General features: G+C 61.4%; 13 protein-coding genes. 7 read left to right on the plus strand and 6 right to left on the minus strand.

Annotation, left to right across the window (positions count from 1 at the left end; translation table 11 throughout):
- Nucleotide 1 precedes the first annotated feature (1 nt).
- The 3 genes from K328_RS0117215 (at nt 2) to K328_RS24605 (ending at nt 2322) form a co-directional block, all read left to right on the plus strand.
- Entirely contained in the window at nt 2-754 is a 753-nt protein-coding gene (locus K328_RS0117215) for an ABC transporter permease (RefSeq protein ID WP_028467035.1), read from the plus strand.
- Nucleotides 738-1265: a GNAT family N-acetyltransferase gene (locus tag K328_RS0117220; RefSeq protein WP_028467036.1), complete on the plus strand. Its 528-nt coding sequence runs from the start codon at nt 738-740 to the stop codon at nt 1263-1265. The genes K328_RS0117215 and K328_RS0117220 overlap by 17 nt, the downstream gene beginning before the upstream one ends.
- Nucleotides 1266-1386: 121 nt before the next feature.
- Nucleotides 1387-2322, plus strand: coding sequence for a DMT family transporter (locus K328_RS24605; protein WP_051285030.1), 936 nt, complete (start codon nt 1387-1389; stop codon nt 2320-2322).
- 17 nt (nt 2323-2339) lie between these two features.
- Here the strand turns inward: K328_RS24605 and K328_RS0117230 are convergent, their stop codons facing one another.
- The 4 genes from K328_RS0117230 to pseI form a co-directional block, all read right to left on the minus strand.
- Complete coding sequence (locus tag K328_RS0117230; protein ID WP_028467037.1) at nt 2340-4070, minus strand: tetratricopeptide repeat protein; 1731 nt, start codon at nt 4068-4070, stop codon at nt 2340-2342.
- A complete protein-coding gene (locus K328_RS0117235; protein ID WP_028467038.1) occupies nt 4067-5887 on the minus strand; it encodes a tetratricopeptide repeat protein in 1821 nt (606 codons plus the stop codon). Before K328_RS0117235 ends, K328_RS0117230 begins: the two co-directional genes overlap by 4 nt.
- A gap of 112 nt (nt 5888-5999) precedes the next feature.
- A complete protein-coding gene (locus K328_RS0117240; protein WP_028467039.1) occupies nt 6000-7709 on the minus strand; it encodes a tetratricopeptide repeat protein in 1710 nt (569 codons plus the stop codon).
- 1 nt (nt 7710) lies between these two features.
- Nucleotides 7711-8772 carry a pseudaminic acid synthase gene (pseI, locus tag K328_RS0117245; protein ID WP_028467040.1) on the minus strand — a complete coding sequence of 354 codons (1062 nt, stop codon included), beginning with the start codon at nt 8770-8772 and terminating at the stop codon, nt 7711-7713.
- An 86-nt stretch (nt 8773-8858) separates the two neighbouring features.
- Between pseI and K328_RS0117250 the strand changes: the two genes are divergently transcribed.
- The 3 genes from K328_RS0117250 to K328_RS0117260 are packed head-to-tail and all read left to right on the plus strand — an operon-like array spanning nt 8859 to nt 11309.
- Nucleotides 8859-9890, plus strand: coding sequence for a PseG/SpsG family protein (locus tag K328_RS0117250; protein ID WP_028467041.1), 1032 nt, complete (start codon nt 8859-8861; stop codon nt 9888-9890).
- Nucleotides 9887-10657, plus strand: a complete 771-nt coding sequence (locus K328_RS0117255) for a cytidylyltransferase domain-containing protein (RefSeq protein ID WP_028467042.1) — start codon at nt 9887-9889, stop codon at nt 10655-10657. The genes K328_RS0117250 and K328_RS0117255 overlap by 4 nt, the downstream gene beginning before the upstream one ends.
- Before the next feature lie 25 nt (nt 10658-10682).
- Nucleotides 10683-11309, plus strand: coding sequence for a pseudaminic acid biosynthesis-associated methylase (locus tag K328_RS0117260; RefSeq protein ID WP_028467043.1), 627 nt, complete (start codon nt 10683-10685; stop codon nt 11307-11309).
- Nucleotides 11310-11362: 53 nt separating this feature from the next.
- On the opposite strand, the gene clpB is transcribed toward K328_RS0117260, so the two are convergent.
- Nucleotides 11363-13981 (minus strand): ATP-dependent chaperone ClpB, encoded by a 2619-nt coding sequence (gene clpB, locus K328_RS0117265; RefSeq protein WP_028467044.1) that lies wholly within the window; start codon nt 13979-13981, stop codon nt 11363-11365.
- Between the two features lie 251 nt (nt 13982-14232).
- On the opposite strand from clpB, the gene K328_RS0117275 reads away from it, so the two are divergent.
- Entirely contained in the window at nt 14233-14994 is a 762-nt protein-coding gene (locus K328_RS0117275) for an MOSC domain-containing protein (protein WP_036554845.1), read from the plus strand.
- A 210-nt stretch (nt 14995-15204) separates the two neighbouring features.
- On the opposite strand, the gene K328_RS0117285 is transcribed toward K328_RS0117275, so the two are convergent.
- Nucleotides 15205-15993, minus strand: coding sequence for a DUF4167 domain-containing protein (locus K328_RS0117285; protein ID WP_084608370.1), 789 nt, complete (start codon nt 15991-15993; stop codon nt 15205-15207).
- Between the last annotated feature and the right edge of the window lie 212 nt (nt 15994-16205).

Raw genomic sequence — 16205 nt, forward strand, 5'->3', positions numbered from 1 at the left:
CATGGATATTGAGTTGATGGCGGAAGCCTTCCCGAAAATCCTGAGCGGTTTGCCGGTCACCATGGTGCTGGCAGCATCGTCGCTCTTTCTTGGCTTCTTCCTTGCGATTGTCATCGCGCTGCTGCGGACTTCCCGGTTCAGGCCTTTGGCGGGTTTCGCCTACAGTTTTGTCTATGTCTTCCGTGGCACCCCGCTGCTGGTGCAGATCTTCCTGATCTATTACGGCACCGGCCAGTTTGAAGCCGTGCGGGAAAGCTTTCTCTGGCCTGTGCTGCGTGAAGCCTGGTGGTGTGCGATCCTGGCGCTGACGCTGAATACCGGCGCCTATACCAGCGAGATCATTCGCGGCGGCATCCAGGCCGTTCCGTTCGGCCAGATCGAGGCCGCCAAGGCCTGCGGCATGAATGCGGTCATGCGGTTTCGCCGGATCGTCTTTCCGCAGGCCATTCGTCAGGCTCTTCCGGCCTATGGCAATGAGATCATCCTGATGATCAAGTCGACCTCGCTGGCCAGCACGATCACACTGCTGGAGATGACCGGCATTGCCCGCAAGCTGATTTCGCAGACATACAAGCCGCTGGAAATTTTCCTGATTGCTGCGGTCTTCTACCTGGCGCTGGTTTTCATCGTGACCCGTGTCGTGGCTTTCATTGAATACAGGCTGAACCCGGAACAGCGTGACGCGGCCCGTGTGCCCACGGCCAAGGACCTGCAAACGGCGCCGATTGGTGATATCGATGCTGGATTCCGGTGACGGTGGAGACATTCTTTTTCGCCGGGCAGAGCCTTCCGACGAGGAAACAATCCGCCGGTGGCTTTCGGCTTCTCATGTAACGCGCTGGGCGCATCGGATATTCTCGACGATCTCCGGGGCGCTTGATGGCGGGTCATCGGACCCGGTATCCACACTTTACATCGTGGAATTTGCCGGTGGGGAGATTGGGTGCGCGCATGTCTACAGCGCTCACGGCGATCCGAACTGGACCGCCATCCCGGATATCACCGCGCAAACCCGCGCCGTGGATTTCCTGATCGGTGAGGCTGATTTTCTGAACCGGCAGATCGGACAAGCCATGCTCCGGTCACTGGCCGGAAAGATATTCAAGGAATCGGATGCGGACCGCATCGTCGCCTGCCCGCACCCGGACAACTGGCCGGCCGTCATTGCTCTCAAGCGGGCCGGGTTCCGCGAGAAAGGGCGTCATCCAATCCCGACCATGAACGCGATGTACCTGACCGTGGCGCGGCAAACCTTCAAGGGGTAGGCCGCAAGAGGTTTGTATTGAGGAACTCGCCCTGTCTCTGGGCCGCTTCCGGGCCTGACGAGGCCTCATTCATTCTGGGTTGGAATTTGTTTTGCCGGTGTCGCAAAAGTAGACTGCGAACATGGCAACAAACGCTGAGGCAGCCGCCTCCCAAACCCTTTCGAGTTCCTACGGCACGGCCGTTCTCTTCATGCTTGGCGCAATCACGGTGCTGCCCTGCATGAATGTGCTGGCGCGCTATCTTTCCGCCGAATACTCGACAACGCAGATCGTCTGGGCGCGCTATACGGGGCATCTGCTGTTCGCGTTGATCCTCTTCATGCCGAAGCACGGGATCGGGTTGCTGCGAGCGCAGAAGCCGGGCGTTCACATCATCCGCTCCGTGCTGATGTTCTGCTGCACCTGCATGTTCTTCCTGGCTGTGCGCTATATCGAAGTGCCGATCGCCAGCGCGATCAACTTCACTTCGCCGATCATCGTAACGGCCCTCGCGGTTCCGTTTCTTGGCGAGAAGGTTGGTATCCGTCGCTGGATTGCCGTTCTGGTCGGCTTCTGCGGCGCGCTGATCATCATCCGGCCGGGGGGTGCCGAAAGCCACTGGGCGATGTTCCTGGTTATCGGCACCGCGTTCTTCTATGCGGTCTATCAGGTGCTCACCCGGAAGTACGCGAGCAGCGATTCCGCTGAAACCTCGATCACCTATATTGCCTTGATAGGTGCGCTGATGACGACTGTTGCACTGCCGTTCGATTATCGGCTGCCGACCAGCGCGCTCGACTATGGCCTGTTCACCCTGATCGGGTTTCTCGGCGGGCTTGGGCACTTCCTCGTCATCAAGGCCTTCCGACTTGGCGAGGCCTCCCTGCTGTCTCCGCTCAATTACGGACAATTGCTGATGGCGACGCTGCTGACTTTCCTGATCTTCGGAACCTTGCCCGATGCGGTGACCTGGCTTGGCGCCGGGATTATCGTCGGGAGCGGGCTCTACATCACCTATCGTGAAGCGCAGAGAGCACGGTCCAACCGGATCGCCGCCGAAGCGGTCGCGGAGCGTTAGCTCAAACAGGAAGGGTCTTAGAGGCCAAGATCCGATCGCGCCCGCTTGGCAAGGCGTTCCATCACCGGTTTCCAGTCCACACCCTCATCCTCTCGCCGGATATCGACTTCAATCGAGGGGAAGAACGGCATGCGGCTGGCGCCAAGCGAGACCCAGTTCAGGAGATGCGGCATTGTGTAACCTTGCTTCCCGAGTGCGCCCGCCAGGCTGAGCACCAGATTTTGCGGGGAAACCACGGCATCAAGCTCGGAGATCAGCGCGACGACCCCGTCCAGGTCATTGGTCAGGTCAAGCCCGTCGGGCCGCAGAATGCCGACATCGTTTTCCGCCTCAATCCGGGTCAGTTCTTCCGCGTCCTCGTCATATTGCAGGGTCACGAAACCGGCGCCGGGAATGTCGAGAATGGGGCCAAGGTTTCCGGGGCCCGGATAATAGACAGCTTCGAGATCACGCTTCGCCCGAGATCGCCAGGACAGCCCGATCCAGGGACCGTCTCCTTTGCTCGAGAGCCAACGTTTCCAGTAGTCGACCCTTTCCGGATCGGGCACCAATATGGCGGACGTGTCCGGGAATCGCGCCCGATCCGGGCGGAAGAATTTCAGCAGGCTGCCGGTTGCGATTTCGTGGGTGCAGTCGCGCTCGCTCACAATCGTTCCGTAGTCGGCAGGATGCAGGCGCTGCTCCTGCTTCCGGATGCGATCGAAAAAGCGGAACTGGGGGAAGGAGCGCTCAAACAGGGGGCGGAGCCGGTCGGTGCATTCGACTGTGACGCTTCCAAGCTCTCCCTGTACCAGACGATCCTGCAATTCCGGAAAACAGGTGGCGAACATGACTTCGTCGCCAAGGCCCTGTTCGGCATAGACGAGCAGATGGATGTCGGGACCGGAGATGTCCGGGGTCCAGCGTTGTTGCGGCAGATTGCGCGTCATTTTCCGGAGCGGGATCAGGCGGGCTTCATAGAGCGGCCAGCCGCGTGCCATATCGCCGTTAGCCAATAGGTAGATCGCGAGATTGAAGGTAATGGTCGGGTTCTGAGGATCGAACCGCATGGCTTGTGCGCCGCTTGAGATGGCGGCTTCAATCTGGCCGGACCGATAGAACGCCTGAGCGAGATTCCCGAAAGCTTCGCTATCCGTCGGTGCTGCTATCGTTGCCCTACTTCCGAACCGCATTGCCGACGTGACATGATCTGTCTCAAGAAGCGTGGCGGAGAGTGAAGACCAGAGGCGTCCGGCTTCGGGAGTGATGAGCAAGCCGTTCCGGACTGCCCGTTCCGCATCCGCCCGGCGGGTCATGCGGCGCAGCAGAGTGCCGAGATGTTCCCAGTGCGTTGAGTCAGCAGGAGCACGCCTGCATGCCTGCTTCAGGCAGGTAAGTGCTTCGGCATTTTGGCCAAGTCGGATCGCGCAACTTGCCTGACGCGCCCAATAGTCGGCACGCAGAGGCTCTGTTTTTGAAGCACGGCGAAACCACAGGAGGGCTCTGGGATCGTCCGAGGCGTGAACATAGAGCGTTGCCAGATTGCTTAAGACGCTGCCGCGCCCGGGCTCAAGCAGCAGAGAGCGCCGAAAGGCGCGCACAGCTTCCGGGCCGTGTTCAGGCAGACCGGTACAGGCGACGCCGAGATAATCGTATACGGCGCTTTGACCAGCATCGGCGGCAAGGCAATCCCGATAATAACCGATGGCGGCCTCAAGATTGCCGGCCCTGTGGGAGGCGAACGCGGCCTGAAGCAATGTCGCGCTCATTTCGCTGCCTTTGATCGGAGTGCAGTAGCAATTTGGTAGATGGTCTGCTCCCAGCTTTCCTCAAACGGTTTTGCGAAGCTTTTGATGCTCGGGAATCCGGGAAAGCCGTCCGCACCGTACTGCACGAAGAGTGGACGAGGATGGAACAGCCAGGTCTCCTTGCCGAGCGCGCCGCCGATCCAACCCAGCGTGCTGCTGGGGCAAATAAGCACGTCGACCGAAGAGACGAGCGCGAGGATGTCGTCGAAATCGTCGGTGAGATCTAGTTCGGGCAGAATTGTCGGGCCGTGCCCGGTTTCTCGTTTGAGCGTTTCGATCTCCGTGTCCCAGTTTTCGCCGTACTGGATCGAGAATACCTGTGCTCCCGGTAGGGCGAAAATCGGCAACCAGTCTTTCAGGGCGGTGTAGTGGACGTCCCTGAAAGCCGTGCTTTTACGGGATCTCCAGGCAAGGGCGATTTTCAGACCGTCACCAGTCTTATTAAGTATGTCGCGGACTTGGATAACCCGTTGCGGATCGGGCTTCAGATAGGGGCGCGTCTTTGCGAAATCCGCAAGCGTTCGACGGAAATAGAGGGCGAGACTGCCAGCATCGATCGCGTAATCGACTGGCTTGTCCTGCGGCAGCCAATCGTATTTCTGCACCGGCCGGAATCCGTCTCCCGCCCTGGCGTAGGCATGCACCAGGGCATCGGGGAAGGAGCGCCGGAAGACCGGAAGCAAACGCTCGTCGCACTCAAGCACCAGCTCGGCACCGAGTTCCCTGATTTCCGGCAGAATGGAGGCATAGAGGATCTCGTCCCCGACACCTTCCTCGGCGCAAACCAGCAGGCGCTTCCCGCCCAGCGGCTCACCCTGCCAGGTCGGGGGCAGACCGAGGCGCCGCACCCGGTCCGGCGCCTTGTGTCGCCATTCCCGTTCCCGCCAGCCTTCTTCCAGATGGCCGGCCGCCAGCAGCCGGATGGCGTGGCGCAGATGGATTTGCGGCTCGTCAGGTGCGAGGCGGAGCGCGTTTTCGGAGTGGCGAAGGGACTGTTCCAGGTCGCCGGAGAAATAGGCCAGTTCGGCGAGGCCGGTCTCAGGGGCGGCATATCCGGGGGCCAGCAGGATGGCGCGGCGGAACCAAGTGCCCGGTTTCACATAGTGGCGTTGATTGAAGAGGAGAAAACCGAAACTGTTCACCGCCTCCGCCAGAGCCGGCTTGAGGAGCTGGGAGCGTTTGAGGGCGCGTTCCGCTTCCTCCAGTTTGTCCAGATCCATCAATGTCGTGGCCAGATTGGCGTGTGTCTCCTCGCTGAGTGGGGCTAGCGACACAGCCTGCCGGTGTGCCACTTCGGCATCCTCGACGCGACCGTCTTTCCGAAAGGCATTTCCAAGATTCATATGCGCGTTGGCGTGGCTGGGCTCTTTCCGGATGGCTTGCTGCAGGAAACCGATTGCCTCGGCCACCGCGCCACGTTCCTGCAAGAGTGCTCCGAGGTTCGCGAGCGCATCGACAAAGCCGGGCGATTTGGAGAGAGCGTTGCGGTATGCGGTTTCCGCTTCTTCCGGCTCTCCCAATGCTTTCAGGATCTGACCAAGATTGCTTAGGAAGTCTGCCCGCCCGGACGCAATTTTCAGCGCTGCCTCGACAAGCTGGCGCCCGGTTTCATGCTGACCGCCTTGATGCATCAGCACACCGAACAGATGGAGCGCGTCCGGATCGCGCGGGGCGCGTTGCAATACCTGCTGGTATAGCGCGGCCGCTTCCGGCAGACGGCCCTGCTGGTGATGTGCGAGTGCCTGTTGCAGCAGGTTTTGAGTTTCCTGAGTGGGCATTATTGTTTCGTCGAATGTCCGTGTTGCTGGAGGGTCAAAGGTCCCGGAGCTTAGTGGCTCGGCAGGAATGTGAGAATGCGGAGCGCCATGCGATGAAGTTTCATTCGGGTGCTCATAGGTTTCGGACGGATGCTGTGATTTCGTCCGTTACATGGTTCCATGGCTCTGCCGCCAGTTTGAGGAAAGACTTCACTGTCGGGAAACCCGGGCTGATATCTGTGCCGAACTGCGGGAAATACGGCCTTAGTGCGAACTGAAGGACCGGTTTGTCGAGGCCTGCCCCGACCCAGACCAGCGTGCTGCTCGGGCAGACGAGACTGTCGACCGAAGCGGCGAGGGCGAAAATATCCTCGAAATCATTGGTCATATCGACACCGTCGAGCACATGCAGGCGAGCGCCGAACGCTTGTCGCGCTTCCGCGATCTCCTGCTCCCAGCCGGTGCCGTATTGCAAGGAAACGATCTGGAGTTTCGGATCGGTCAGCAGGTCTCGCCAATCGTCGAGCTGGGTGTTGAAAAGGTTGCGAAAGGGATCGCCGATTTTTGATCGCCAAGCAAAACCAATCCGGGGACCCGGTGGCAGGGCGGCCAGCTTTTCCGCCATACGGCGGACTCGCTCTGGCGATGCTGAAAGATAAGGGCGCTGGTGATCGTAGGAAGCTAGTTCGGGGCGCAGCCGCGCGGGCAAGCTGCCGCCGTCGATTGCATAGTCTACGGGCGGGTCCTGCGGCAGCCAGTTATACTCATGCACTGGCCTGAACCTATCGCCGCTCCGTGCATAAGCATGCACAAGGCAATCCGGGAAAGAGCGCCGGAAGACCTCCACCAGACGGGGGGCACATTCGATCACGACGGAGGCGCCCGCTGACAGCAGGTCCGGGATCAGCGATGCGTAGAGTATTTCATCGCCGACACCTTCCTCCGCGCAGACAAGGATACGCTTGCCGGAAAGTGGCTCGCCCTGCCAACGGCTTGGGAGACCAACCCGCTGGACAGCGTCCGGCCGCTTCAGGCGCCACTCGAAATTCTGCCAACCCTCCTGAATACGTCCGATGCTGAGCAGGCGCATGCCGTGCCGGACCCGGATTTGCGGGTCGTCCGGGGTAAGGGCGACAGCCTGTTCGGAAAAGCCGAGGCTGCCCGTTACATCGCCTTCGAAGTAAGTGATTTCAGCCAGTCCGGAATAGGGTGCGGCGTAGCGCGGCTGAGTTGTAATGGTCCGCATGAACCATCGGCGTGCTTCGACGAAGGTGAGGGCAGTGATGCCGAGAAAAGCGTAGCTGTTGGTTGCCTCGATCAGCGCGGGGGCAACCAGCAGGCACTTTCGCAACAAATGGCGCGCAGCGTCATAGTGGCCGAGATCGATTCGGCTCGTTGCCTCGGCAAGCAGGGCAACTGGATCGGCGGGGCTAAAGCTAAGCAAACGGCGGAAAAGCGGAGCCGCCGCCAGAACCTGACCATTTGCGCGCCGTGCTTCTGCAAGTTCCCGAAATGCGCCGGCGTCGGAAGGATTGAGCGCGAGTGCCATTCGGAAAGCGGTATCCGCTTCCGTCTGGTGCCCGAGGCGCTGAAGAATCCGTGCCCTGTTGCTGCGAAAGCTGGCTTGTTGCGGCACGATGGCGATGGCGGCATCGACGAGTTTCAAGCCCTCGGCGGGCTTGCCCGCCTGGTGTAGCAGGAAGCCAAGCAGGTGCAGGGCATCGGGATCTTGAGGGTTTGCCTTGAGCACCTGCTGATATAGCGGAGCTGCCCCCGCGAGATCACCGGCTTGATGCTTTTGCAGCGCCTGATGAAGCAGAGCCTGCGGGCTTTCGTCCGTCATATTAGCCCGTGAAACCCCGGATCATATCCGCTGCCAGTGGTTCTCCGCGTTTCAGGGCTCGGGTCGCTGTCTTTCCAAGCACGCTTTTCAGATGTCTTGGCAGCATGCCGTTTGAGGGGCGGATGGAGCGGATATTCTCGCGGGTGAGGGGCTCTCCTTCAGCGATGTCCGCAACCACATAGAGCGAGCGGCGCATCGGCAGTGTAATCAGCTCGGCTGCGGTCGGCCGGTAGTTCGGTTTGCCGATGGCCGCGTGGACCGAGCGGAGATCCCTGACCAGTTTCTCCAGCTCCGTCGGCTCCAGCGAGAACACGCTATCGACCCCGCCATCGGCCCGGCTGAGAGTGAAATGCTTCTCGACCAGCACCGCGCCAACGGCGACGGCTGCAGCGGCGACGATGTTGTCCAGCGTGTGGTCCGAGAGACCGATCGCTACATCAAGTCGCTTCGTCAGATCCGTGATGGTCGAGAGATTGGCCTGATCGACCGGGGTCGGATAGCCACTGGTGCAGTGCAGGACGAGGATCTCCGTCGCCCCGGCGCCGCGGGCCGTGGCAACCGCTTCCTCGATTTCTTCGAAACTGGCCATGCCGGTGGAGATGATCAGCGGTTTTCCTGTCCGCGCACATTGCTCGATCAGGTCGAGATCGACAATCTCCGGCGAGGCGATCTTGTAGGCGGGCGCATTCAGCCGCTCCAGAAGCCCGATGGCTGTCGGATCGAACGGCGCGGAGAACATCGTGATGCCCTGATTACGGGCATGGGCGAACAGCGCCGCATGCCAGTCCCAGGGGGTATGGGCTTCCTCATAGAGTTCATAGAGCCGTCGGCCCTTCCAGAGTCCGTCATCAATCAGGAATTCCGGGCCATCATGATCGATGGTGATGGTATCCGCCCGATAGGTCTGGATCTTCACCGCGTCGGCGCCCGACGCCTTGGCGGCATCGATCAGCGCGAGGGCGCGATCGATATTGCCATTATGGTTACCGGATAGCTCCGCCACGACATAGGGCGGGTGATCCGGGCCGACCGGGCGTCCGTTGATCTCGAAGGTGCTGGCCATGGTTCCCGTGACTTGGTGATGCGAAGTCGCCAGAATAGCTTTTTTTACCGGGGGATAGAAGGGATGGCCGCAGGGTGAGTCCGGGGATGCTGGCAATTCGTGCCGACGCCGACGCGCGGATCGGTCTCGGCCATGCCATGCGCTGCTTCGCGCTGGCGGAAGCGTGGTGTGCGCGCGGCGGTCACGCCGTGTTTTTCTCCGGTACAGCGCTGCCCGATCCGGTGCTTGCCCGGCTTGATGGTGCGGGCATCGCGCACCGTGTGTTTCCCGCCCCTGATAACGGCGATGAATTTGCCGAAGCGGCGGCCGGGATCGGCGCGCGCTGGCTGGTTGTCGACGGTTCCTTCGCGACGCCCGGCTATCTCGATCGGGTTAGCAAAGCGGGCCTGCCAATCCTGTTGCTCGACGATGCGGCATCGGCGGAGCACTATCCCTGTGATCTGCTGCTGAACCAGAATGTGCAGGCATCGCCCGATAACTATACCGGGCGAACCGGGGCAAGGGTCCTGGCCGGACCCGGATATGCCCTGATCCGCGCCGATATGCGTCAGGCCGTGCCGCCCCGCACGATCCCCGACCGGCCGCAGCGCATTCTCGTGCTGGTCGGCGGCGCGGATCCCGGCGGGCATCTTGAGGCACTGGCGCAGGCGGCGGCGCAAGCGCTGCTGAAAGCCGGTCTTGGAGATGGCCATGTCGATGCGGTGATCGGCCCGGCGAGCGGATGGCTGCCGCCGGCGGATGCGGGGCCGATGATCGCCTATCATCGTAGCGTGAAGGATATGAGCGGCTTGATCGCGAGGGCGGATCTGGCGATTTCATCCGCGGGCTCCACAGTGTGGGAGCTGTCCTTGCAGGGCACGCCGATGATCCTCGGCGCCAGCGTTCAGGTGGAAGAACCGGTGGGAGCGGGCATGGCGGCCAAGGGGGCGGCGCTGTATCTCGGCCGCTTTGCGGACTGCCCGGCAGAGCAACTGGTGGCGGAAACCGTCAGGGTGTTGCAAGATTCGGCCGTGCGCCGAAAGCTCTCCGCCACCGCATCGGCCCTAGTCGACGGGCGCGGGGCGGATCGGGTGATCGACGCGATGCTGGCAATTGGGGCGGGGAACGGAAGTTCGTGAAAACAGTCGTGATTATCCAGGCGCGCATGACCTCGACGCGTCTGCCCGGCAAGGTGCTGAAGCAAGTCCTCGGGAAACCGTTGCTCGGCTACCAGCTCGAACGGGTCGGCCGGTGCCGGACGGTGGACGAGATCGTTGTCGCCACCACGGTGAACGCGACCGACGATCCGGTGGCGGAGTTCGTCGCGGGCGAGGGGCTGCGCGTCTGGCGCGGCTCGGAAGCGGACGTGCTGTCGCGCTATGCCGAAGCGGCGGAAATGGCGAAGGCAGATCTCATCGTGCGCCTGACCGCCGATTGTCCGCTGATCGACCCGGTGCTGGTGGATCAGGTTGTCGAGACGCTGCGGGACAGCAGTCCGCCGCTCGATTACGTTTCCAACACCACGCCGCGCACGCTGCCCATGGGGCTCGATGCCGAGGGGATCCGGGGCACGGCCCTGATGACGGCGCACCGCGAGGCCGGGGCCCGGCAGGAGCGCGAGCATGTCACGCCCTTCATCTACAATCACAAGGACCGGTTCGCCTGCCGCTACCTGCTGCACGAGCCGCCGATCACCGGTCATCGCTGGACGGTGGACCATCCGGAGGATTTCGAGCTGATCCGGCGCATTCTCGAAGCGCTCTATCCGGTGAACCCGGCCTTCACCTATCAGGACGTGCTGGCTTTGCTGGAGCAGCACCCGGACTGGCCGCTGATCAATCGCGGGGTGTATGAACGCCCCCAGCCCGTGAAGAATGAAAGCGGCGCCTATCCCGAGCAGGCCTGAGCCGCCGCCAAACCGGAGTAACCCGATGACGGACACCTACCGTACCGAGCAGGAAGCCTTCTGGGCCGGATCGTTCGGCAATGCCTATATCGACCGGAACCGGGACGCCGCCATTCTGGCCTCGCGAACGGCGATGTTCACCCGCATCCTGTCTCGGGCGGGGACGGTCGAATCGGTGGTTGAGTTCGGCGCCAATATCGGCCTCAACATGTTGGCCCTGCGCACGCTGCTGCCGGAAGCGAAACTCTCCGCCATCGAGATCAACCCGGAAGCGGTGAAGATCCTGCAGACGCAGGAGCGGCTGAATGTCCATCACGGCTCGATCCTGGAGCCGCAGGTGGAGACGCCGCACGATCTCTCCTTCACCTCCGGCGTGCTCATCCACATCAATCCGGACGCGCTGCCGAGCGTCTATGACAATCTCCATGCGGCGAGCGGGCGCTATATCGCGCTCTCGGAGTATTACAATCCGGCCCCGGTCGCGATCCCTTATCGGGGGCATGACAACCGGCTGTTCAAACGGGATTTCGCCGGCGACCTGCTGGACCGCTTCCCGGATCTCAAGTTGGTCGACTACGGCTTCTGCTATCACCGGGACGCGAATTTCCCGGCGGATGACATGACGTGGTTTTTGCTGGAGAAGCGGGGATAGGGAAAACGGCCCTTCGAACGAGAAGGGCAGTTTTCCATTGATGTTTTGGCGCGTTACTCCGCCGCCTCGATCCGGACTTCGGAACTCGGGGCGGATGCTTTGCCGTTGATGATCAGCTTGCCGTCTTCCGCCGTCACCTTCACGTGGCTGCCATCAAGGATGGAGCCTTCCAGGATCTGGTTGGCCAGCGGGTTCTGCAGCGAGCGCTGGATCACCCTCTTAAGCGGCCGGGCGCCGTAGACCGGATCGTAACCCGTGTCGGCGAGCCAGCGCAGGGCCGCCTCGTCGAGGTCGATCGTGATCTTGCGGTCATCCAGCAGCTTTCGGAGGTTGCCGAGCTGGATATCGACGATATGCGTCATGTTCGCGCGGTCGAGCCGTGAGAACAGCAGCGTCTCGTCAAGCCGGTTCAGGAATTCCGGCCGGAAGGCCCGGCGCACGACTTCCATCACCTGCGGGCGGACCGCATCGACCGACTCGCCTTCTCCCTGGGCCGCGAGGAACTCGGAGCCGAGGTTGGAGGTCAGGATGATCAGCGTGTTGCGGAAATCGACCGTCCGCCCCTGGCCATCCGTAAGGCGGCCGTCATCGAGCACCTGAAGCAGTACGTTGAAGACGTCCGGATGTGCTTTCTCAACCTCGTCGAACAGCACGACCTGATAGGGCCGACGCCGCACCGCTTCGGTCAAGGCACCGCCCTCGTCATATCCGACATAGCCCGGAGGCGCCCCGATCAGACGGCTGACCGAGTGCTTTTCCATGTATTCGGACATGTCGAGCCGGACCATTGCCTGCTCGTCGTCGAACAGGAACTCGGCAAGCGCCTTGGTCAACTCCGTCTTGCCGACACCGGTCGGGCCGAGGAACAGGAACGAGCCGATCGGACGGTTCGGGTCCTGCAGCCCGGCGCGAGCCCGGCGCACGGCATTGGCGACCGCTGAAACCGCTTCATCTTGGCCGATCACCCGCGCATGCAGGTTCGCCTCCATCTGAAGCAGCTTGTCGCGTTCGCCTTCCAGCATCTTGTCCACCGGAATACCGGTCCAGCGGGAGACGACGGAGGCAATGTCGCGATCCGTCACTTCTTCCATGACCATCTTCTCGGCAGAGGCGTTTTCGGCCTGGCCGATGGTGGCTTCCAGATCCGGGATCACGCCGTACATAAGCTCGCCGGCTTTCTCGAAATTGCCTTGCCGCTTCGCGTTCTCCAGCTCCTGACGGGCTTTTTCCAGCTTCTCCTGCATTTTCTGGACGCCGACCACGACCTCCTTCTCGGACTGCCAGCGTTCGGTCAGCTCGGCGGAAGTCTTTTCAAGAGCCGCCAGTTCGCCCTCAAGTTTCGAGAGACGGTCCTTGGAGGCCTTGTCGGCTTCCTTCTTCAATGCTTCCTGCTCGATCTTGAGCTGGATGATCTTGCGGTCGAGCTCATCGATCTTCTCCGGCTTGGAATCAACTTCCATGCGCCGGCGCGATGCCGCTTCGTCCATCAGGTCGATGGCCTTGTCGGGCAGGAACCGGTCGGTGATATAGCGGTTGGAGAGGTTTGCCGCCGAGACCAGTGCACTATCGGTGATCCGCACACCGTGGTGCAGCTCGTACTTTTCCTTCAGGCCGCGCAGGATCGAGATCGCGTCGATCACGTTCGGCTCTTCCACGAAGACCGGCTGGAACCGCCGGGCCAGCGCCGCATCTTTTTCGATATGCTTGCGGTACTCGTTCAGCGTGGTAGCGCCGACGCAGTGCAGCTCGCCGCGGGCCAGGGCCGGCTTCAGCATGTTGGAGGCGTCCATCGCACCTTCCGCCGCTCCGGCGCCGACCAGCGTGTGCAGCTCGTCGATGAAGAGCACGATGTCGCCTTCGGAGTGCGAGACTTCCTGCAGCACGGCTTTCAGCCGCTCCTCGAATTCGCCGCGGAATTTGGCCCCGGCGATCAGGGCTCCAAGGTCGAGCGTCAGCAACCGCTTTTGTTTCAGCGGCTCCGGCACGTCGCCATTGACGATGCGCTGGGCCAGACCCTCGATGATGGCGGTCTTGCCAACGCCAGGCTCACCGATCAGCACCGGGTTGTTCTTGGTCCGGCGAGACAGCACCTGGATGGTCCGGCGGATTTCCTCGTCCCGGCCGATCACTGGATCGAGCTTGCCCGAGCGGGCAGCCTCGGTCATGTCCTGAGTATATTTATCCAGTGCCTCGTAAGCATTCTCGGCGGTTGCGCTGTCGGCCTTGCGGCCTTTGCGGACGTCGTTGATGGTCTGGTTCAGGGCCTGCGCCGTGAGGCCTGCATCCTTCAGGATGCGTGCCGCGGCGGTGCCTTCCGCCATGGCGATGGCGAGAAGCAACCGCTCCACGGTGATAAAGCTGTCGCCGGCCTTTTCGGCCACTTCCTGCGCCTGGGTCAGCAGTCGCGCGGTTTCGGGGGCGAGATAAACCTGCCCGGCACCGCTGCCTTCAACCGTCGGCAGTTTGCCGAGTTCGGCCTCGACCGAGAGCTGAGCCGCCTTCGCATCGCCACCCGACGCGTCGATAAGCTTGGCGCACATGCCTTCCTTATCGTCGAGCAGGACTTTGAGCAGATGTTCAGGGGCCAGGCGCTGATGTCCGGCGCCGGTAGCGTAGGTCTGCGCCGATTGTATAAAGCCGCGCAAGCGCTCCGAGAGTTTTTCGAAATCCAATGGTCGTCTCCTTCGTACCGCAAGGTTGCCGATACAGCTCCACGCGCTCCATTATGGCGGCACGTAAGCCTATTTCCGGAAAGCACAGACGATCTTTTCAGCATCGCCGATTGTGTTCCGGCTTGGAAGAGGGCCGAACCCGATGACGGCATCCGGAACCCACATCACAGATATGGTGAGTGGCCGCGTTATCGCAAGAGGTGGGAAAGCGAGTTGACAGGCCTTCGAAGCTATTTATTGTGCGGTGCACTATGGGAAAAATAAGTTCGATTTACAGGTTTCCGGTCAAGGGTATGACAGGGGAATCTCTAGAGAGCGTACCGCTGGAAGCGGGGCGCATGCTTCCGAACGACCGTCGTTTCGGAATTTTGCACGGCGCATCGGCGCGGCGTGCGGAAGCCGGAGACCGGGATTGGAAGGCGAAAGCCAATTTCCTTCAGCTTGCACAGGTCGAGAAGCTCGCTCAACTGGAATCGCGTTTTGACAGCGAGAGCGAGGTCTTGCAGATCTGGCGCAAGGGCCGGAACGTCTCCAGTGGCAAGCTTACCGACGTCAATGGACGGACGGTCCTGGAGCAGTTCTTCGCCGCCTTCATGACGAAGGAAAGCCGGGGCCAGCCGCGCATTGTCGAGAGTGGCGATCAACCCTATTCCGACGTGAAGGTTCCTTTCGTCTCGATCATCAATCTGGAAAGTGTCCGGGATCTCGAACGCGTGGTCGGCCAGCCGGTCGATCCGCTGCGGTTCCGGGGCAATCTCCTGATTGAAGGTGTGCCGGCTTGGGAAGAATTCACCTGGGTCGGAAAGACGCTGAAAATCGGCGATGCCGAAATCCGCGTTGCCGAACGGATTGGCCGCTGCCCGGCGACCAATGTCGATCCGGCAACTGCACAGCGCGACCTGACGATCCCGAGGGATCTGCAGAATGGTTTCGGTCATACCGATTGCGGAATCTATGTCGATGTGACCGGGGGCGGCACGATCCGTGTCGGTGACGAAATCACCGTTCTCTAGTCTGTGGGCTGGCCTTTCGTCTTAAGGCCAGACCGGTGCCCATGCCTTCCACGAACGCGTCGGGTATCAGCGTTCTTCGCCATCCTATTCGTTCACGAAGCAGATCCAGGCGCGAAGCAGATCCGGTCGCTGATCTGACATTTTCGCATAAAAAAACCGGCCGCCATCGCTGACAACCGGTTTTCTCAAAATGGTGTGGCTATAGGCTGATCAGTCCTCGCCGGCCAGCGGCAGGGCTGGCTCGACCGCTTCGACGACCTTGCGCGGGCGGCCTCTGCGGCGGACCGGCTTTGCTTCCGGCACAACACTATCGGCGGGAGCTTCTTGCGGCGCCGCCTTTGGTGCACCGCTTTCACTGGCACCGAGCATTGCCCGAAGCGCGGAATCATTATCAGCTGCCGGAGGAGCGCTATCCTGAGGAGCAGGTGCGCTGCGACGGCGGCGCGGCTGACGCGGTGCGCGTTGTTCCGGCTCGCTGGCTTGTTGTTCGCCGGTTTGCTCTGCGGCTTCAGCGTCCTGACGGCGCTCGCTTCGTGTCCTGCGTGCCGGAGCAGACTCTTCGTCCGAAGACGGTGTCGCCTGAGGCTGGGGCACTGGAGGCTGGACCGACCGCGCTTCTACGACATTACCCGCTTCGTTTTCGTCGTCTCTGCGGGAGTCGTCGTTACGCGGCGAGCTGTCAGACTGCTGTTGCCCGTTATCCTGCTGTGCATTTTTCCGGGCTTCACGGGCTTCATTCTCTTCGTTGAAAGCGCTGTAGATGCGGAAATAGTGATCCGCATGCTGGAACAGGTTTTCAGCCAGCAGCCGGTCTCCGGCAGTCGAGGCATCCCTGGCGAGCGTCACGTATTTTTCATACACCTGATGCGCATTGCCACGAATCCGCACGTCGGGACCGTTGCTGTCGAAGGTCTGGTTTCTGTTGGGGGTACTCGGGCGACGGTTATTGTTATTTCCGCCGCGACCCCGCCCACGTTTCTGATGGGGACCTTGTCTCATGTTTGATTCTTTGCCGTTTTAAAAGGGCGCCAAATGGGCTCCCATGCCAAAACACCGATCCACACCACGTGCGTGATCGAAACATCCGGAGCATCCGGTAGGACCAGGTCCAAGCCGATGCATTCATCTCATAACCAGGATGGTTTCCTGCAACAGACCTGCCCCCTCCGGCCTCTGTTGCATGAAGGGAGACTACCGGGTTGAGCGCGGCA

Origin of the sequence: Nisaea denitrificans DSM 18348, from assembly GCF_000426505.1 — a bacterium.
Lineage (GTDB): Bacteria > Pseudomonadota > Alphaproteobacteria > Thalassobaculales > Thalassobaculaceae > Nisaea > Nisaea denitrificans.

Coding starts and splice junctions, on each gene's coding strand:
- K328_RS0117260 (WP_028467043.1), top strand. CDS start 10,683: ATGACGGACACCTACCGTACCGAGCAGGAAGCCTTCTGGGCCGGATCG.
- K328_RS0117250 (WP_028467041.1), top strand. CDS start 8,859: ATGCTGGCAATTCGTGCCGACGCCGACGCGCGGATCGGTCTCGGCCAT.
- K328_RS0117230 (WP_028467037.1), bottom strand. CDS start 4,070: ATGAGCGCGACATTGCTTCAGGCCGCGTTCGCCTCCCACAGGGCCGGC.
- pseI (WP_028467040.1), bottom strand. CDS start 8,772: ATGGCCAGCACCTTCGAGATCAACGGACGCCCGGTCGGCCCGGATCAC.
- K328_RS0117275 (WP_036554845.1), top strand. CDS start 14,233: ATGGGAAAAATAAGTTCGATTTACAGGTTTCCGGTCAAGGGTATGACA.
- K328_RS0117285 (WP_084608370.1), bottom strand. CDS start 15,993: ATGAGACAAGGTCCCCATCAGAAACGTGGGCGGGGTCGCGGCGGAAAT.
- K328_RS0117240 (WP_028467039.1), bottom strand. CDS start 7,709: ATGACGGACGAAAGCCCGCAGGCTCTGCTTCATCAGGCGCTGCAAAAG.
- K328_RS0117220 (WP_028467036.1), top strand. CDS start 738: ATGCTGGATTCCGGTGACGGTGGAGACATTCTTTTTCGCCGGGCAGAG.
- K328_RS0117215 (WP_028467035.1), top strand. CDS start 2: ATGGATATTGAGTTGATGGCGGAAGCCTTCCCGAAAATCCTGAGCGGT.
- K328_RS0117235 (WP_028467038.1), bottom strand. CDS start 5,887: ATGCCCACTCAGGAAACTCAAAACCTGCTGCAACAGGCACTCGCACAT.
- K328_RS24605 (WP_051285030.1), top strand. CDS start 1,387: ATGGCAACAAACGCTGAGGCAGCCGCCTCCCAAACCCTTTCGAGTTCC.